Origin of the sequence: Simiaoa sp., from assembly GCF_051972595.1 — a bacterium.
In the GTDB taxonomy this organism is placed as follows: Bacteria; Bacillota; Clostridia; order Lachnospirales; family Lachnospiraceae; genus Acetatifactor; species Acetatifactor hominis.
In genome coordinates, this window is the sequence record NZ_JBOKRY010000042.1 from 1 (window position 1) to 19,444 (window position 19,444).

At 47.1% G+C, this 19,444-nt stretch carries 17 protein-coding genes and 1 tRNA gene; 1 reads left to right on the forward strand and 17 read right to left on the reverse strand.

Going from position 1 to position 19,444, the window contains the following annotated elements:
• Positions 1-107: 107 nt before the first annotated feature.
• The 14 genes from ACTRDR_RS12300 to ACTRDR_RS12365 all read right to left on the reverse strand — a co-directional run bounded on the left by ACTRDR_RS12300 (position 108) and on the right by ACTRDR_RS12365 (position 15,687).
• A tRNA-Gln gene (locus tag ACTRDR_RS12300) sits at positions 108-179 on the reverse strand.
• Between the two features lie 104 nt (positions 180-283).
• Positions 284-1,990 (reverse strand): hypothetical protein, encoded by a 1,707-nt coding sequence (locus ACTRDR_RS12305; RefSeq protein WP_440527839.1) that lies wholly within the window; start codon positions 1,988-1,990, stop codon positions 284-286.
• Between the two features lie 171 nt (positions 1,991-2,161).
• On the reverse strand, positions 2,162-4,273 hold the full coding sequence (locus ACTRDR_RS12310) for a glutamine synthetase III (protein WP_176863878.1): 2,112 nt from the start codon (positions 4,271-4,273) through the stop codon (positions 2,162-2,164).
• 293 nt (positions 4,274-4,566) lie between these two features.
• Positions 4,567-6,678: a glutamine synthetase III gene (locus ACTRDR_RS12315; RefSeq protein ID WP_176863880.1), complete on the reverse strand. Its 2,112-nt coding sequence runs from the start codon at positions 6,676-6,678 to the stop codon at positions 4,567-4,569.
• An 85-nt stretch (positions 6,679-6,763) separates the two neighbouring features.
• Positions 6,764-8,251 carry a hypothetical protein gene (locus ACTRDR_RS12320; protein ID WP_440527842.1) on the reverse strand — a complete coding sequence of 496 codons (1,488 nt, stop codon included), beginning with the start codon at positions 8,249-8,251 and terminating at the stop codon, positions 6,764-6,766.
• A 32-nt stretch (positions 8,252-8,283) separates the two neighbouring features.
• Complete coding sequence (locus tag ACTRDR_RS12325) at positions 8,284-9,573, reverse strand: peptidase U32 family protein (RefSeq protein WP_440527843.1); 1,290 nt, start codon at positions 9,571-9,573, stop codon at positions 8,284-8,286.
• Positions 9,574-9,584: 11 nt separating this feature from the next.
• Positions 9,585-10,226, reverse strand: coding sequence for a class I SAM-dependent methyltransferase (locus tag ACTRDR_RS12330; protein ID WP_176863886.1), 642 nt, complete (start codon positions 10,224-10,226; stop codon positions 9,585-9,587).
• A gap of 96 nt (positions 10,227-10,322) precedes the next feature.
• Positions 10,323-10,772 (reverse strand): endolytic transglycosylase MltG, encoded by a 450-nt coding sequence (locus ACTRDR_RS12335; RefSeq protein WP_176863888.1) that lies wholly within the window; start codon positions 10,770-10,772, stop codon positions 10,323-10,325.
• 23 nt (positions 10,773-10,795) lie between these two features.
• Positions 10,796-11,131 (reverse strand): YlbF family regulator, encoded by a 336-nt coding sequence (locus ACTRDR_RS12340; RefSeq protein WP_176863890.1) that lies wholly within the window; start codon positions 11,129-11,131, stop codon positions 10,796-10,798.
• Between the two features lie 31 nt (positions 11,132-11,162).
• On the reverse strand, positions 11,163-12,839 hold the full coding sequence (locus ACTRDR_RS12345) for an RNase J family beta-CASP ribonuclease (RefSeq protein ID WP_176863892.1): 1,677 nt from the start codon (positions 12,837-12,839) through the stop codon (positions 11,163-11,165).
• A 342-nt stretch (positions 12,840-13,181) separates the two neighbouring features.
• Entirely contained in the window at positions 13,182-13,436 is a 255-nt protein-coding gene (locus ACTRDR_RS12350) for a DUF1292 domain-containing protein (protein ID WP_118538206.1), read from the reverse strand.
• A gap of 5 nt (positions 13,437-13,441) precedes the next feature.
• Positions 13,442-13,885 (reverse strand): Holliday junction resolvase RuvX, encoded by a 444-nt coding sequence (gene ruvX, locus ACTRDR_RS12355; RefSeq protein WP_176863894.1) that lies wholly within the window; start codon positions 13,883-13,885, stop codon positions 13,442-13,444.
• Between the two features lie 23 nt (positions 13,886-13,908).
• On the reverse strand, positions 13,909-14,172 hold the full coding sequence (locus ACTRDR_RS12360) for an IreB family regulatory phosphoprotein (RefSeq protein ID WP_176863896.1): 264 nt from the start codon (positions 14,170-14,172) through the stop codon (positions 13,909-13,911).
• A 54-nt stretch (positions 14,173-14,226) separates the two neighbouring features.
• The gene (locus ACTRDR_RS12365) at positions 14,227-15,687 is read right to left on the reverse strand and encodes a MiaB/RimO family radical SAM methylthiotransferase (RefSeq protein WP_440527846.1); all 1,461 of its coding nucleotides are present in this window, start codon (positions 15,685-15,687) and stop codon (positions 14,227-14,229) included.
• 102 nt (positions 15,688-15,789) lie between these two features.
• On the opposite strand from ACTRDR_RS12365, the gene ACTRDR_RS12370 reads away from it, so the two are divergent.
• Positions 15,790-16,020 carry an HPr family phosphocarrier protein gene (locus ACTRDR_RS12370; protein WP_022152847.1) on the forward strand — a complete coding sequence of 77 codons (231 nt, stop codon included), beginning with the start codon at positions 15,790-15,792 and terminating at the stop codon, positions 16,018-16,020.
• 151 nt (positions 16,021-16,171) lie between these two features.
• Here ACTRDR_RS12370 and thiI read toward each other — a convergent pair whose 3' ends face one another.
• From thiI to ACTRDR_RS12385, 3 genes are all read right to left on the reverse strand, one after another.
• A complete protein-coding gene (thiI, locus tag ACTRDR_RS12375; RefSeq protein WP_176863900.1) occupies positions 16,172-17,353 on the reverse strand; it encodes a tRNA uracil 4-sulfurtransferase ThiI in 1,182 nt (393 codons plus the stop codon).
• Between the two features lie 13 nt (positions 17,354-17,366).
• Positions 17,367-18,536 (reverse strand): IscS subfamily cysteine desulfurase, encoded by a 1,170-nt coding sequence (locus tag ACTRDR_RS12380; RefSeq protein ID WP_176863902.1) that lies wholly within the window; start codon positions 18,534-18,536, stop codon positions 17,367-17,369.
• Positions 18,537-18,691: 155 nt separating this feature from the next.
• Positions 18,692-19,438, reverse strand: coding sequence for a 16S rRNA (uracil(1498)-N(3))-methyltransferase (locus ACTRDR_RS12385; RefSeq protein ID WP_176863906.1), 747 nt, complete (start codon positions 19,436-19,438; stop codon positions 18,692-18,694).
• Between the last annotated feature and the right edge of the window lie 6 nt (positions 19,439-19,444).

Here is a 19,444-nt window from a genome sequence, read left to right on the forward strand (position 1 = left end):
CCCCAATGCGGGCTACGGGGATTCGATAGCATTTCTTAATTAACTCTCAAGTTAAGTAATATTGCATAAAAAACCTCAGTAGATTTCTCTACTGAGGTTTACATTCGCAGGGCTACAAGGATTCGAACCTTGAAATGACGGAGTCAGAGTCCGTTGCCTTACCGTTTGGCGATAGCCCTATGTCGTTTACTTGATGAAGTATACACTATCTGTTTCTATTTTGCAATACCTAATTTAAAAAATTTTAAAAAAAGTATATGAAATTAAAACAATTTCTGTAAAATCACCTGGTAAACACTGCGATATAGGGATAATCTTTCCTCTCCGCCGGCTGAAATTCTTCCATCAGCCAGTTCCAGATAAAGTTATCGCCTTCCTGCCGGATATCTCCATAGCTGCTTTCAAATACCACCACATCCGGATAACGTTCCGGATGGAGATCCCAATAGTCTAGCAGACGCTCATCGTAGACCATAGTACAGATCGTATCCGGAGATGCCTGAATATGTTCTCCGAACATGCAGAAAAATTGTGACGGTCCTACATAGAGCACTGTACTGCCGTCCGGCACCGCCTCCTGCCATATCTCCAGATTATTGTTGTAGCGATATGCGGTCATATAATCCGTAAGAATTCCTGCCCGCAGCCCTTGCCGGTTAATTCCCCGGACATTGCGGACCACAGAAGCATGATATTCCTGGGATCCCAAAATCAGATAACTGTACCCAAATGCATTTCCCAGTACCAGACACAGGCATAAGACCTGCAACGCCTTTTTCCCATATGCGCTTGTTTTCTGCCAATAGTAGCTTAAGGCTGTCACTCCTGCTTCTGCTCCCATGATCAGATAAGTATTTAACAACATAGGCTCCCAGTTAGACAACAAAAGCACTGCAAAATAATTCACAAACACAAGCAGGATCCATCGGAAGAAAAGTGTTTCCGACCGGTCCTTCTGAAGATAAATGTATATACCTTCCAAAGATAACGCCATCAGAAGAAGCTGTGGATAGATGGCATTAAAGGAACTGAACAGCCAGAATCCGATCTGAACCACGAATGCAATCAGGAAAAATAGCATTCCCGGCTGACGAAGCAGTTCCGGGAGCTGCTTTTTCATCTTGTTCTCTACAATCCATCGAATCAATCCCGCAATAAGCAACGCTGCCAGGAGAATTGCCAACACCTTTCCCAGGCTTCCGAACCACAACAGCAATTTATCTGCTGTCGATGTCTGGTGGGATCCTTCTCCCAGAATCTCTCCTATCATCTGCATCATGATCTGCGGTGTCATATAGGTCAGCAGATACCCAAGCATCACCCCCGCACTCAATACACAGGGCAGCGCATACGCTAAAACCTCTCTCACCTTCCGCTTTGACTTACGCAAAAGCAGGAAGCCCATGCAACATAGAAACACCAGCACCATACTGGGATACGCCAGCACGTCACAGGTCATAAAAATTCCCGCAAGTACCAGATATCCAAGCTTTCCTTCCACCCGGCTGCCCTCAGAATCTTTTGTTCCAAAATATCTCAAAAGACACAGCACCATCAGCGAGAAAAACCAGTTGTGAAGGTTAGAATACTCAGGAATAAAAACAGATTTTGGCGTTGTCACATAATACAACAGCCCCATCAGGGCAGCTACGGACGCATCCACCCGAGGTGCAGTTTTTCTGATTGTTTTATATAGGAAGACACTGACCCCTGCCTGAATCGGGAAAAATACCACTCTTAAAAACAGATTCAGGTAATTCACGCCGCCGGTCAGACGTACAAACGGTCCGATAAACAATGCCGTAAAAATAGCAGACGTCTGATGAGGTTCCCACATATCCAATAGCAGCCGGTCGCCCATGGCAAGCCGGTATCCCACCATGATACCGTACCCTTCATCTGTATCTGTTCCGATCAACAGATTTTTTAACGTATATGCAATTATTGCCAGAACGCAAATAGTTTTCCAAAATTTTTTGTTTTTCATCATGCTGTTATCATAACATAGGATTTTTTTGATAGCAATCAGCAAACGGCCTCCGAACAGCTTTCCTGTCAGATGCGTGCGCCACAAGGCGAACTACAAAAAACGAAGCTTACTGTCAATGCAATAAGCCTCGTTCTGTTCAACACAATGAGAGAAATGTATTATAGTATTTTTTTATACTTCAAAGATCAGATCGCCATAGGTAGGTACCGGCCATACTTTCTTGTCAACCATCATCTCCAGTTCATCCACGGGAGTTCTCAGGTCATCCATTGCGGTATGTACCACATCTTTATAGAAGAAAGCAAGCTTCTTGGGATCTTCGATACCTGCTGCCTCTGCCAGCTTATCTTCCAGTGAAGTCTCTGCTGTCTGTGCCTCTGCCAGTTTCTCGGAGATACTCTTCAGAGCTGTGGTCTGCACAGTAGCATCGACACCTGCACTCTTAACAGCCAGTACGGTATCAGCCAGAGTCTTAGTGTATTCCATAACTGCGGGAATATACTGTTTCTTCGCCATATCTACCATGGTCAGAGCTTCGATATTAATGGTCTTGGAGTAGGTTTCGTACAGAATCTCCTCGCGGGATCTTAATTCTGCCTCGGTGAAAATACCGAATTTTTCAAACAGCTTGATGGACTTCTCGGTGGTCAGAGTCTCGGAAGCCTCTACCATAGACTTAATGTTGGGAAGCCCTCTTTTCGCTGCCTCTTCTACCCACTCTTCGGAATAACCGTTGCCATTGAAAATGATTCTCTGATGCTCAGTCAGATACTTCTTGATCAGATCATGTACTGCGATATCGAAATCGTCTGCCTTCTCCAGAATATCTGCTGCCTCACAGAAAGCTTCCGCAACGATAGCATTCAGAGTGGTGTTGGGACTTGCGATGGAGTCTGCACTACCTACCATACGGAACTCAAACTTATTACCGGTAAAAGCAAACGGTGAAGTTCTGTTACGATCTGTTGCATCCTTATCCAGATCCGGCAGTGTGGATACGCCGGTTAAAAGCTTACCACCCTGAATGGAATGGGTTGCATCACCGGTCTCTACCAGCTGCTTTACTACATCCTCCAGCTGTTCGCCCAGGAATACGGAAATGATTGCGGGAGGTGCCTCGTTAGCTCCCAGTCTGTGATCGTTGCCGACATCGGATGCACTCTGACGAAGCAGATCTGCATGGGTATCTACGGCTTTCAGAATACATGCCAGTACCAGCAGGAACTGGATGTTCTCGTTCGGAGTGTCACCGGGATCTAACAGGTTCACGCCATTATCAGTTCCCAGGGACCAGTTGTTATGTTTACCGGAGCCGTTCACTCCGGCAAAAGGCTTCTCATGCAGCAGACAGGTCATTCCATGACGACCGGCTACTTTTTTCATCGTCTCCATAACCAGCTGGTTATGATCTACTGCGATGTTAGCAGTCTCATAAATGGGTGCCAGTTCATGCTGTGCGGGAGCTACCTCGTTGTGCTGTGTCTTGGCGGTTACGCCCAGCTTCCACAGCTCAATATTCAGATCCTTCATGAAGGAACCGATTCTCTCGCGGATGGTACCGAAGTAATGATCCTCCAGTTCCTGTCCCTTGGGTGCGGGTGCACCGAACAGGGTGCGTCCTGCGAAGATCAGATCTTCACGCTTTAAGTATTTATCTCTGTCTACCAGGAAATATTCCTGCTCCGGTCCTACACTTGCTACGACCTTGGTAGCTTCGGTATTTCCGAACAGTCTTACGATACGCAGTGCCTGGGTGCTGACAGCTTCCATGGAACGAAGCAGTGGTGTCTTCTTATCCAGTGCCTCACCCTTGTAAGAACAGAAAGCAGTGGGAATGCAAAGGATCACGCCGGTTGCATCTTCTTTCAGAAATGCAGGAGATGTGATATCCCATGCGGTATAGCCTCTTGCCTCAAAAGTTGCCCGTAAGCCTCCGGAGGGAAAGGAAGATGCATCGGGCTCGCCCTTGATCAGTTCCTTGCCGGAGAACTCCATGATCATCTTACCAGATTCATCGGGATGAGTTACGAATGCGTCATGCTTCTCAGCAGTGATACCGGTCAGAGGCTGGAACCAGTGAGTATAATGTGTTGCACCGTTCTCGATCGCCCAGTCCTTCATTGCTTTTGCCACAACATCTGCGGTAGCTAAAGACAGCTCTCCGCCATGATCAATGATCTTCTTCACTTCTTTGTAGACGCTCTTGGGTAATCTTTCCCTCATCTTACCCAGAGTGAATACCTTACTGCCAAAGATTTCTTCCACATTTAATACTTCACTCATCTTCGTTTCCTCCTTATTTTTGCTATTTTTCATGCTTCCTGCGACTACACCTGGGTTGACTATTCAGAACCTCCATTCGCAAAATCGTCTCTACGATGCTTTCCGGGTGGCTCCAAATAGCAACAAAAAAGGCGCTACACTCCTAGTGTAAACGCCTTCGTTTCGCATTGAAAAATATTAACTTGTGAGGATCGCTCCTCTATGGTTCATTACTATACAACAGTTTTTTTTCGATTGCAATACCCTTTTTGAAAAAATTTTATTATTGCATCCGAAACGACCTTTGAAGCGCTCTATACTTCAAACAGCAGATCTGCATAGGTCGGGAACGGCCAGTATTTTTTATCCACCAGCTTCTCCAGTTCATCCGCAGGTCTTCTCAGAGCGTTCATTGCCACCATGACTTTATCGTGATAGCAGAATGCCTGCTCCTTGCCTCTGGGCATGGCAGAAGCTTTCTTCTCCTCTTCTAACAGTGCCTCGGATGCCTTCTCCATCTCCGTCAGCTTCTGTGTGATCTGCTGCAGCATACGGGTAGGAACATAGGTATCTCCGCCGGCCTCTGTGATAGCGATCACAGCATCCGCCAAAGACTTGCTGTACTTCATGACTGCGGGGATGATCTGCTTATTCGCCATATCCACCATGGTCAGCGCCTCGATATTGATGGTCTTCGCATAGGTCTCATACAGCACCTCCGCACGGGAGCGCAGCTCTGCTTCGGTGAAAATACCGAACTTCTCAAACAGATGGATCGCCTTGGGGGTGGTCAGGGTGTCTACTGCCGCCACCATGGAAGGAATGTTGGGCAGTCCTCTTCTGGCTGCTTCTTCTTCCCATTCCTTGGCATAACCGTTGCCGTTGAAGATGATGCGCTGATGCTCGGTCATATATTCCTTGATCAGGTCATGCACTGCCATATCGAAATCTTCCGCACCTTCCAGGCGGTCTGCTGCTTCACAGAAAGCCTCTGCCACAATGGCATTCAGAGTGGTGTTGGGACTTCCGATGGAATCCTCACTTCCCACCATACGGAATTCAAATTTATTACCGGTAAACGCGAAGGGTGAAGTACGGTTTCTGTCCGTCGCATCCTTTACAAAATCAGGAAGCGTGGATACACCGGTACGGAGCACGCCGCCCTCTTTCAGATTATCCGCTTTACCGGTCTCTACCAGCTGTGACACGACATCCTCCAGCTGCTCACCCAGGAAAATAGAGATGATAGCAGGCGGTGCCTCATAGCCACCCAGTCTGTGATCATTGCCTACATTAGATGCACTCTGGCGCAGCAGATCCGCATGGGTATCTACTGCCTTCATGATACATGCCAGCACTAACAAAAACTGAATATTTTCATTCGGGGTCTGTCCCGGCTCTAACAGATTCACTCCGTTATCCGTGGTGATGGACCAGTTGTTATGCTTACCGGAACCGTTCACTCCGGCAAAAGGCTTTTCATGCAGCATACAGCGCAGGCCATGTTTGCCTGCCACACGCTTCAGTGTCTCCATTACCAGCTGGTTATGGTCCACTGCCACATTCGCGGATTCGTAGATGGGAGCCACTTCGTGCTGTGCGGGAGCCGCCTCATTATGCTGGGTCTTGGAAGTCACGCCCAATTTCCACAGCTCAATATTCACGTCATGCATAAATCCGCCGATACGCTCACGGATAACACCGAAATAATGGTCATCCATCTCCTGACCCTTAGGTGCAGGGGCACCGAACAGGGTGCGTCCGGAGAAAATAATATCTTCACGCTGCAGCGCCTTGGCAGAATCCACCAGGAAATATTCCTGCTCTGCACCGACGGAAGGCAGTACCTTGGTTGCCTCTGTATTGCCGAACAGACGTACAATACGGATTGCCTGTTTGCTCAAAGCTTCCATGGAACGAAGTAACGGTGTCTTTTTATCCAGAGCTTCGCCCTTATAAGAACAGAAAGCAGTGGGGATACAAAGCGTCGGACCGGTTGCTGTCTCTTTGATAAATGCAGGAGAGGTAATATCCCATGTGGTATAACCTCTTGCCTCAAAAGTCGCACGCAAGCCCCCGGACGGGAAAGAAGATGCATCAGGCTCGCCCTTGATCAGTTCCTTACCGGAAAATTCCATGATCATACGGCCATCCTCATCGGGATGTGTTACAAAAGCATCGTGTTTTTCAGCGGTGATACCGGTCAACGGCTGGAACCAATGAGTATAATGGGTTGCCCCGTTCTCGATCGCCCAGTCCTTCATTGCTGTTGCCACCACATCGGCAGTCGCCAGGGAAAGTTCTCCTCCCTGATCCATGACTTTCTTGACTTCTTTGTAAGTGCTCTTGGGGAGTCTCTCTTTCATTTTACCCAAAGTAAATACTTTGCTGGCGAAAAGCTCCTCTACATTTAATTCTTCGCGCATGTCCCTACTTCCCTTCTAGGATTATCGTAATATCCGAAGATTACAAATTATTCCCATATAGTTTACAACATGTGCGTCATAGCGGTCAATCACTATTTTTGATAGGTTTGTTCAACAAAATCTCCCTAAGGCTAAGTACTGCGCCCAGAATCAGCCCCGGCATCTGATTATACATTTGTCGATTGTTGGCTTCCCAAAGCATCAAGAATATATAGATTCCGAAAAACGACAACTGGCAGACCATGAGTAACGGCGAGACTTCTCTTCCTCTGAATATTTCTATCACACACTGAAACATTCCTAACATCAGCAGCATATAGATGCTGCTCAAATAGCAAAAGCAATACTGGCTCATTCTCCAATAATATTTTCCCCATGGAGAAAATAGATTCCAGAGGAAGGTTCCATCATCCTTCTCTATAAATAAAAACTCCCGCACACCCATATTGCCGTTTGCAAAATTCTGGCTGTTTTTCTGAATCAGATGTTCGAGATCAAAAAAACTATTCTTATTTTCTTTTATGTAATTTAAAGCATACTCCTTTTTTTCATGCGTTGTCGCCAATTCATTCAAATTCAAAATAAATTCCCGATTGTTATCCCACGAACCATTTCCTTTTATCCCAAGCGCCACCCAACTAATCAATGGGTTTGCAGTCGTCTTTGCCTGTCTTGCAATATCATACTTATTTGTCCAGATACTCAGCATCATACTGAGTGCTCCAAAAATAATCAAAAATTCAATAATATTCTTCCTGTCACTCTGTACCTTCTGCCATAAAACAATTATTACTGCAGCAATTACCGGAATGATTGCCGTAATTTTCCAAGCAATTGCCAGCACCAGGTAAGCGGAAGCTCCACCCAGCCAGCACCACCTGGCTTTTCCATCTGTATTATGAGCCTTTTTCAACATTGCCAGGCCTAATATTCCCAAGCCAAAGCTCATAGAATCTGTATAAAACACAGACGCCATTCCCCATATCGGAAGAAAAAAAACATATGCCATTAAAATCGGGAATCTCCATCTGCTGTCACCGTTTCGCTCTGTCAAATATCCACATCCCCAAATAACTAAAAGTATTTGCAGAACATTTATTCCCAGGACAAAGTGAAATGCCGGCAGATGCATAAAATCAGCTATTCTGAATAATACAGACAGCAAAAGCATCGGTTTCAGGTTATTCGAATAAGTCAAAAAATAATTCTCATTTGTTATTTCTTTTCCAACAGCCAGATCAGCTGCTGCACTGTAAATCTGTTGATAATCAATCATCGTATATCGATTGTCTTCTCTACTCATAGAAACAGCATACAGTGCAATTCCGAACATTCCTAGACACATCCAATAAATTGCTGATTTTCTACCGATTTTATCATATATTCGATTCCACTTTTTTCCCACTATCAACAGTAATATTGTTCCGATCAAAGTTCCTAACAACATCTGCCAGGAAATAAGATTATTTGTAGGATATTTAATTGTCATCTCAATCATGCAAATCATCAGGAAGCTGAGCAAGATATACACAACTATATTTATCTTATCATGCGGCTTTATGCATTTTGTCATTTGTAAACCCTCTTCAGCACATAACATCTCTATTATTTTCCGTTTTCGCAGCGCAATAAATCATATGTTTCAGGCACTCCCGTTGTTTTTATCCACAGTACCTGCTTGGGATGGGGCGCACTGTCCACACTTTCCCCCTCTTCCGTGTACATAGCTTCCACGATCACCGGCATATTGGTGCCGTCCGGCTTCATGATCTCGATCATATCTCCCACACAGAATTTATTCCGTTGTTCGATCCGGCATAAGTCATCCGCCGCTTCCAATCCTTCCGGGATATTCTCCCAGATCTTTGCCGCAGTTTTCACCGCTTCCACGATTCCCAGATAGATATATTCGTTCACGTACGTGTTGTTATCATAGATCTGGGTGTTCTCATCCGGCTTGCCGAAATAGAATCCTGTCGTAAACTGTCTGTAAGTACATTTGGAAATTTCCGCCTTATACCAGTCCATATTTTTCTCATACAGATCCGGATCGGCAAAATAGTCATCAATAGCCTTCCGATAAGTTCTGGCAACGGTAGCCACATACAGTGCCGTCTTCATACGGCCTTCGATCTTCAGGCTGTCGATCCCCGCCTCCACCAGCTCCGGAATATGTTCGATCATGCACAGATCCTTGGAGTTGAAAATATAGGTTCCCCTCTCGTTCTCATAGACCGGCAGGTATTCTCCGGGTCTTGTCTCTTCCACCACCGCATATTTCCAGCGGCAGGGATGGGTGCAGGCACCTCTGTTGGCATCTCTTCCGGTGAAGAAATTGCTCAGCAGGCATCTGCCGGAATAGGAAATGCACATTGCCCCATGGACAAAGCTCTCAATTTCCATCTCCGCAGGGATTTTTTCTCGAATTCCTTTGATCTCTACCAGGGAAAGTTCTCTGGCAGATACTACTCTTTTAGCTCCCAGTTTCCACCAGAACAGATAGGTTTCGTAATTCGTGTTATTCGCCTGTGTCGAAATATGCACTTCCACCTGGGGCCATACTTCCTTGGCGATCATGAACATTCCGGGATCAGAAATGATCAGTGCGTCCGGCTGTTCCGGTTTCATATCCCGCAGCTCGGCAAAATATTTTCTGGCACCGTCAAGATCATAGTTGTGTGCCAGAATATTGGCGGTCACATAGACTTTCACGCCATGGGCGTGGGCGAAAGTCACTCCCTCCGCCATCTCTTCGCTGCTGAAATTTTTCGCCTTGGCACGCAGTCCGAAAGCCTCTCCGCCAATGTATACAGCGTCTGCTCCGAACATCACCGCGGTCTTTAATACTTCCAGACTGCTGGCAGGAATCAAAAGTTCCGGTTTTTTATAAGTCATTTTCTTTCTCCTTATTTCTTCGTACTCAGCGTCACGCCATCCCCCACCGGCAATATCACGGTCTCCAGTTCCGGATGGTGTTTTAATTCATACAGGTATTCCCGCATTCTCGCGTGGATGGTGCGGTTGCGTCTGGTGACGGCGAAGCGGGATTCTATGATGTCTCCGTCCTGCAATACATTATCAGAGATCAGCAGGCCTCCGGAAGGCAGCAGCCGTAAAATATCCGGCAGGAAATTAATATACTGCCCCTTTGCCGCATCCATGAAAATGATGTCATATGTGCCGTCCAGTCCTTTTAGAATCTCTGTGGCATCTCCCTCTAACAATGTGATCCGGTCTTCCCGTCCCGTCTTCCGAAAGTTTTCTTTCGCAATAGGGATCCTTTTCTCATATTTTTCTATGGTGGTGATGTGGCAATCTTTAGGCGCATATTCACTCATCAGTAACGCAGAAAAGCCGATCGCAGTCCCGACTTCCAGGATGCTCTTCGGCTTTGTGAATCTCAGCAAAAATTTTAACAGACTCTGCATGGATCTGCGTATGATAGGGACCTGTGTGTCCAGTGCATATTTCTCAATCTCATTCAGCCATGCAGGATTCCCGCTGTCCAGGGAATCAATAAATGCGGACATTCTTTCGTCTATGATCATACTATCCTCATTTCATATAATGATGTCGGGGGCACCCCTGCCTTTGATACTTACGGATTGCTCCGTGCTAAACATGTGCCACTGGCATATAGCACCCTACTGTACAACGGTCTCCTGTTGTGTATCTCCGGTCACCGCACTGCCGTTGTCGATCGTCTCTACGCTCTCCTCCGTGCTGGTTTCCGTCTGTCCTGCCATGACTTCCATCATCTCTTCTGCAGTCATTGCGGTGCTTAGTTCATAGGTACCGGGCTTCCACTCTTTTTTGTATTCTGACAGCAGATACTGTAATGCAAACAGTTTCGCATCTCTTACCAGACCTTTTTCCTGCATGACTGCCCCGATCTCCGTAGCAGACATATCGGAGGTCAGCGTCACCGTAACCTTACGGCCTTCTCCGGAGGAAACTGCCGGCTCTGTGAAAATACGATATCCGTAATCATAACATTTGGATACACCGGTATATACCATATATACTACGATCACCACAAACACTACTTTTAAGATCGCGCCCAAAACGGCGCCTGCTAAATTAGCTGCTTTCATGTTGTTGTCCTTTCCTACTGGAACTACTCGAACCTCATCTGATCGGTAACATAGAGACCGATCTCCTGCATCATACGGCAGAAAGCAAGCTCCGCCGCCAGGAAATCAGATACCAGCGGATTCTCACGGAACGCTTCATTCTCTCTGGTGAACTGATCGATCTTGTCAAAATTGGTGTCCTTACTGGTCTGCAGTTCAAAGTTTCTGATCCGGAAATCATCGATCTGCCGCTTCAGCTCCGGCTGCTCTTTGACACGCGCCAATTGCCTCTGATATTCCAGATAGGCGTCCGTGTTCCGGATTGCGCCGACCAGTTGTTTCACTGCCTCGTTCACATTTTCGTCCGCTGTAATCTTCATCTGCTTACGACCTTTCCAGCAATCGCTAATATTACACTTCCATAATGATCGGAAGGATCATGGGACGTCTCTTGGTCTTCTTCCATACATAATCACCGAGGACATCCTTGGTAGTAGTCTTCAGTTTGCCCCAATCCGTGATTCCCTTATCCAGGCATGCCTGCAGCGCATCATCCACGGTACGTCTTGCTTCCTCGATCAGTTCGTCGGATTCCTTCACATATACAAAACCTCTGGACACGATATCGGGACCAGCTACCAGTTCACCGCTGGCTCTGTCCAGACTCATAACCACGATCATAATACCATCTTCTGCCAGATGCTGTCTATCTCTCAGTACTACATTTCCGACATCACCGACACCCAGACCGTCTACGAGGATCGCGCCTACGGGTACTCTGCCGCTGACCTTTGCCTGCTCCTCGCTGACTTCCAGTACATCGCCGGAGGACAGGATGAAAATATTGTCCTTGCTGATGCCAAGGTTCTCTGCGATCTTCGCCTGTGCTTTCAGATGCTTGTATTCACCGTGGACAGGAACTGCATACTTCGGATGGATCAGGGTATAGATCAGTTTGATCTCTTCCTGGCAGGCATGTCCGGATACATGGGCATCCTGGAAAATAACATCTGCGCCCTTACGTAACAGTTCGTTAATGATCTTCGTTACGGACTTCTCATTGCCCGGAATGGGGTTCGATGAGAAAATTACGGTATCACCGGCGCCGATGGTGATCTTGCGGTGCATGTTGTTTGCCATACGGGACAGGGCTGCCATACTCTCGCCCTGGCTTCCGGTGGTGATGATGACCTGCTGCTCATCGGGATAGTTTTTCATCTGATCCAGATCCACCAGTGTATTTTCCGGAATATTAATGCATTCCAGCTTGATGGCAGTATCCAGAATATTCACCATGCTTCTGCCTTCCACAGCCACTTTACGACCAAATTTATATGCAGTATTGATGATCTGCTGCACACGGTCTACGTTGGATGCAAACGTTGCCACGAAGATCCTGGTATTCTTATGTTCCTCAAATAAAGTATCAAAAGTCTTACCCACAGTCTTCTCGGAAGGAGTAAAACCGGGACGCTCTGCGTTGGTGGAGTCGCACATCAGTGCCAGTACACCCTTTTTACCGATCTCGGCAAAACGCTGTAAGTCAATGGCATCACCGTATACCGGTGTGTAGTCCACCTTGAAGTCTCCGGTGTGCACCACGATACCGGCAGGAGAATAAATTGCCAGTGCTGCGGCATCTACAATGCTGTGATTTGTCTTGATAAATTCCACGCGGAAATCACCCAGATTGATGGACTGTCCGAACTTCACCACTTTACGTTTGGTCTTCTTCATGAGATTGTGCTCGGTCAGCTTGTTCTCAATAATACCCATGGTCAGGCGGGTTGCGTAAATAGGCACATTAATATCCCGCAGTACATAGGGCAGTGCTCCGATATGGTCCTCATGTCCGTGGGTGATGACGAAACCTTTTACCTTGTCGATGTTATCCTTCAGGTAGGTTACATCCGGAATGACCAGATCGATTCCCAACATGTCATCCGCAGGGAAAGACAGACCGCAGTCCACCACAATAATACTGTCCTCATACTGGAAGGCAGTAATGTTCATACCAATCTGTTCCAGGCCTCCTAAAGGAATGATCTTCAGGCCTGAAACGCTACTATTCTCTTTTTTCTTTTTCAACGAAATTACCTCCAAATTCTATACGTCTATACATCTTGCTTCGTGTATGTATTCCGGCGTTAGAACGGACTGGTATGCTCTGCAAACAAAGATCTGTGATTGCCCGCCTGTTCCCTCGGCTCTCTTCTCGAAAACTCCCGTGGGATCAGGCATTCCAGATCTTACGATTCCATCAAAATAACGGCACTTCTCATGCCCATCGTGTATTCCCTGTCACTTTTAGCATAAAACCATTATATGTTGAAACCGGCAAAGCATCCGATATCCCTCTCTGCCAATCATACAAATCATATATAAATATAAGACCGTCCTTCTCGCAGGACCGCCTGTATTTATCTAAAATTAAATTAAATCAACGTCTTCCAGCATATCCGCAAATACTCCGGATACTGCTTCCAGTTCTTCATCATCGGAGACTACATCATAAATGCTCTCTTCTTCACCATCCTGAGACATATCCTTCAGGATCAGGGCATCTCCGTCGCCCTCTTCCACATCAGTCACCAGGATGTAATTGTGTCCACCGATCCTGGTCTGTTCCAGTACATAAAATTCTACAGGTTCTTCGCCCTCCGGACGAAATGTGATCTTTTCCAATTTACTCATTCCGATTCCTTTTTCTTCTCATTGTTCCTGCGGTCCAGGTATCCCTGTAAGATCAGGGTAGCTGCGATCATGTCCACGTAATCCTTGCGGTTCTCACGGCGGATTCCCGCTTCCATCATAGTCTTGTCCGCTGCTACGGTAGTCAGTCTCTCATCCCAGAAGTATACCGGGAGCCCGGTTCTGCGCTCCAGCTTCTCCTTGAACTCCTTGGTCAGTTCCACGCGGACGCCTTCCGTATCGTTCATGTTCTTGGGAAGTCCCAGTACGATCTCTTCCACTTCATTCTCTACGATCAGTTCCTCGATGCGGGCTAATGTCTGCCGTAATTTATTCTCTTCCTTGCGGCGAATGATCTCTACTCCCTGCGCAGTTAAGAGCAGACTGTCGCTGATCGCCACGCCCACGGTACGTGAGCCGAAATCCAAACCCATGATACGCATGTGGGTCCTCCTGATAATTGTGATTATTTCCAGTGTTTGGTCCTGATATACTCCGTGAGCAGTTCTTCTACCAATTCATCCCGTTCCACCTTCATGATCAGGCTGCGGGCATTCTTATGGCTGGTAATATAAGTGGGGTCTCCGCTCATAATATAACCAACGATCTGATTCACAGGGTTATATCCCTTCTCTGTCAGTGCCTCATATACGGTAGCAAGCACCAGCTTTACGCCGGTCTCAGGTTCTGTCTCTACCTTGAAGTATTGTGTATTTCCTAAGTCCTGCATATGATCCTCTTTTTCTGCAATAAAACGTTTTGGTTATGCCTTATATTACCGCATTTACTTTGAAAATTCAAGGGGTGATAGTAATAGGATTTCATCCGTCAAAAAACCCTGTACTTTGCCGCATATCACGGTATTTGCAACATTTTTTTTATTTTCCTTCACAGAGACAGCCAGCTTGACATAATCTCTCGTGTGTCCCAACAGATATTTCGTTCCATCGATCTCCTTGGTCTCCTCCAGGAGCACTTCCGCCTCCTGCCCCAGGTAATGTGCCCGAAACTGCTTCGACTGCTCCTTTTCCATTGCCAGAAGTTCTGCACTTCTGACTGTCTTTACCTGATCCGGTACCTGGTGAGGCATCACGGCCGCTCTGGTGCCTGCCCGTTTGGAATACTTGAAAATATGCATCTCGAAGAATTGAATCCGGTCTAAAAATCCTACCGTCTGCGCAAACTCTTCCTCGGTCTCCCCGGGGAATCCCACGATAACATCCGTAGTAATCGCCGGATGATCGAATACCTTGCGGAGCAGTGCTACGCTTTCCGCATATTCTTCGGAAGTATACTTACGGTTCATACGGCGCAGTGTCGCATCACAGCCGCTCTGTAAGGACAGATGGAAATGGGGACACAGCTTTGGCAGTGCCGCCATTCTTGCTGCGGTCTCCTCTGTGACGATGCGGGGTTCCAGGGAACCGATGCGGATCCGCTCAATACCTTCAATATCATGGATCCGTTCCAGCAGATCGATCAGCTTACTGCTGCCGGAATAATCTCTTCTCTCCTCATCTTCTTTTAATACGGAGATGCTTTCTCCCCGCTTCCAGGCTTCCTCGTCAAAATCAATGCCGTAGGAGCTGATATGGATACCTGTCAGTACGATCTCCCGGTAACCGTTCTTCGCCATGCCGGTGATCTCCCGGATGATATCTTCCGCCCTACGGCTGCGGACTCTGCCTCTGGCATAAGGGATAACGCAGTAAGAGCAGAACTGATTGCATCCGTCCTGAATTTTAATATAGGCACGGGTGTGCTCTGCCGTCTGTTTCAGAGTCATTTCTTCGTATTCTGCGGTATGGTTAATATCAATGACAGTAGTGTCATGCAGAGTCTTGTCCACTCCATGTCCGATATTTTCTACATTCTCCGCCACCGCATCTTCCTGTTCCAGATCCCGTAAGTACTCCTCCAGAATGGATGCCAGATCCTTCTTGCGGTTGTTGCCGATCGCCAGATCGATACAGGGATCCTGCTCCACATCTTCCCTTCCGGTCTGCACATAGCAGCCAACTGCAACTACCAGTGCCGCCGGATTTTTCTGCTTCGCACGATGAAGCATCTGTCTGCTTTTCCGGTCTGCAATATTGGTAACCGTGCAGGTATTTACGATATAAATATCCGCGATTTCATCAAATGGTACAATAGTATAACCTTTTTCTTGTAACATTTGTTGCATTACTTCTATTTCATAGGAATTAACCTTACATCCAAGGTTGTGTAATGCTACACTTTTCATAGGATTCCTCACTTTTTTTGTATTGTTTTCGTCTTGACTTTTGCTCGTTCAGCCATTAATATGAAGTCAGAAGGTATGACACACATTAAGGAGGTAGTCAACATGAAGACAGTTCAGATTTCTTTAAATTCTATTGATAAGGTAAAATCTTTCGTAAACGATATTACTAAGTTCGATTATGATTTCGATCTTGTATCCGGCAGATACGTAATTGATGCAAAGTCCATCATGGGTATCTTCAGTCTGGATCTTTCCAAGCCTATCGACCTGAACATCCATGCAGAGGATGGCGCTGATGAGGTTCTGGAAGTATTAAAGCCTTATCTGGTATAAGTTACCGATTCGGGAATCCGAATACATAGTAAAACAGAGAACACCTTGAGAGACGCAATCCTCTTGAGGTGTTTTTTATATGCCGTTCCAAAAAAGTAACTATTCAGCACCTCTGTTTCTCCGGTTCTGAATAGTTACTCTGCATTCGCACTTATGCTTCCGCAATGATCAGTTCTTTGGTCTCTAATGCGGTCTGCACCAGTTCGTCGATCTTCTCATCCAGATTGTGCTCATGTCTGCGGATCACCTTTACATTCGGCTTCGTCACAGGATGCTTTGCCACGAAGATAGTACAGCAGTCTTCATAGGGCAGAATGGAAGTCTCGTAAGTACCGATCTTCTCGGATACTTCTACGATCTCCTGCTTATCGAATCCGATCAGCGGACGGTATACCGGCAGCTCACACACTTCGTTGGTCGCGATCAGGGAATTCATGGTCTGGGATGCCACCTGTCCGATACTCTCACCGGTGATCAGTCCCAGGCACTCGGTCTCCTTTGCGATCTGCTCCGCAATACGCATCATATAACGGCGCATGATAATGGTCAGTTCCTCATGAGGACATTTCTCGTAAATATATAACTGAATATCGGTAAAGTTGATCACATGCAGGTAGATAGGTCCGGTGTAACGGGCAACGATCTTCGCCAAATCCACTACTTTCTGTTTTGCGCGCTCGCTGGTGTAAGGCGGTGCATGGAAATATACCGCATCGATCTTGACACCTCTCTTGGCGATCATATAGCCTGCCACAGGGGAATCGATACCACCGGACAGTAATAACATTCCCTTGCCGCCGGTGCCTACGGGCATTCCTCCGGGACCGGGCAGGATCACGGAGTAGATATAGATTTCCTCACGGATCTCGATGTTCAACATGATGTCGGGATGGTGTACATCCACCTTCATATTGGGGTAAGCATTGAGAATGGCTTCGCCCATATCCATGTTGATGGTCATGGAATCCTTGGGGTAATTTTTCCGGGCACGTCTTGCTGCCACCTTGAAAGTCTGATTACAGTCCGGATATACCTTTGCAATGTAGTCGATCACAGTCTCGCACAGCTTCTCGAAGCCTTCATCCTGTACATGGACTACCGGGCAGATGCCGGAGATACCGAAGACTCTCTGCAGATGTGCCACGACTTCATCATAGTCGAATTCTGACTCTGCATCTACGAAAATACGTCCCTGTGTCTTGTGTACCAGGAATTCTCCCTCACACTTTTTCAGAGCGTATTTAATCTGACGTACCAGAGCATCCTCGAACAGGTAGCGGTTTTTTCCCTTAATGCCGATCTCGGCATACTTTATCAAAAATGATGTAAACACTTTTTTTCCTTTCTTATCTGCGACTGTATCTGCGTAACATAGGTACTATATTGTACAATGCCTGAAGGCAAACGTCAATCTCTTCTTCCGTGGTAAATACTGAAAAGCTGAAGCGTATAGTGGAATCCAGCAGGGATTTATCCACTCCGATAGCTTTCAGCGTAGCGGAAGGCTGCGGCTTATGCGCGGAGCAGGCACTTCCTGCGGAGACATAGATTTCCTTGTCCTCCAACGCATGCAGGAGTACTTCGCTTCTTACTCCGGCAAATGACACACTGACGATATGGGCTGCTGTTCCCTCTCCGTAAGGGGCATCCGGCAGAAGGCCGTTAACCTTCACATGATCCAGTCTCTCCACACCTTCAATAAATCTTCTCTTGCAGGCACAAAGTCTCGCATGATCCTCATCAAAACGACTGTACAACATTTCCGCTGCTTTGGCAAGTCCGGCAATTCCCGGGACATTTTCTGTGCCGGATCGAAGGTTCTGCTGCTGACCGCCACCGAATACGATAGGCTGGATCTTCACCTTATCTCCTACGTATAACAGTCCGACGCCTTTGGGACCGTGGATTTTGTGTCCGCTGACGGACAACAGGTCAATGTGCATCTTTTTCGGATAGATCCTGGACTTACCGAATCCCTGTACCGCATCTACGTGAAATAAAGTGTCTGAGTTCATCTGTTTGATCAGTGCTCCGGCTTCCTCAATGGGCTGCAGGGCTCCGATCTCGTTATTTGTATGCATAATGGATACCAGAATGGTCTCCGGTGTCATGGCTCTGCGCAGGTCTTCCAGGCGAATGCGTCCGCAGGAATCCACCGGCAGATACGTGACACGGTATCCCTGACTCTCCAGGTAACGCATGGTCTGCAGGATTGCAGGATGCTCGATCTGTGTTGTGATCAGATGGTTGCCCCTGCGGCAATTCGCCATGGCGCAGCCGATCAATGCCATATTATCGGACTCTGTACCGCCGGAGGTGAACAACAGCTCTCTCTCCTCCACCTTCAGGATCCTTGCCAGAGTCTCCTTGGCATAGCGGAGGTACTTCTCCGCCTCCACTCCCTTCATATGCAGGCTGGAGGGATTTCCGTAATCTTCACACATGATCTTCGTCATCAACTCGGCTACTTCCGGAAAGGTTCTGGTGGTAGCGGAATTGTCCAAATAGACTTCCATTCTCTTCTTCTCCTTGCTATCTATCTGTTCAGCAGCTACTCAGGTTCCATTTGCAAGCCCTCTGTTTCAAAGCTTTTTTGTTTACTCTGAATAGTTACTATATTCTTCTTATGATTAAAATATGCCACAGGCAGATACTCTGTGCCGCCCACCAGCTATTTTTCCAGCTGATACATCAGCCATGCGATAGTCGTAAATCCGGCAGTCTCCGTCCGCAGGATCCGTTTGCCCAGGGTAATGGGTTGGATTCCGGCCTCTGTGGCGATCCGGATCTCCTCCGGGTCGAAGCCGCCTTCCGGACCGATGAAAATAGCGATCTGCTGCCCCGGCTCCACGCTTTCGATCAGGTGCTTCGTCTGTTCCATTCCCTCTGCCAGTTCGTAGGGCACCAGCTTCAGATCCATTTGTGATGCCATTTTCACTGCCTGAGCGTAACTCATCACCGGAGCTACCGTTGGGATCACGCCCCGCTTGCTCTGTTTCGCTGCTGCCTCCGCAATTCCCTGCCAGCGCTTGATCTTTACATCTGCCTTTTTCTCATCCAGCTTTACCACGCACCGCTTCATTGCTACAGGAATCACCTGAAAAGCTCCCAGTTCCACTGCTTTTTGAATAATGAGTTCCATTTTATCTGCCTTGGGCAGCCCCTGAAACAGATAGATCTTCGCCGGAAGTTCCACGCCGTCCTCTTTGATAAAACGCAGTTCCAGACGGACGCAGTCCTCCTCCAGCGCAAGGATCCCACAGCGATATTCTTTCCCGTCGATTCCGTTGCTGACCGCCACTTCCTCGCCGGGGCGCATACGCAGTACATTTTTGATATGATTGACATCGGTTCCCCGGATAATGACACTTTTTCCTGCCACATCGATCTGATCCGGCTCTACAAAAAACTGATACATTGTTAA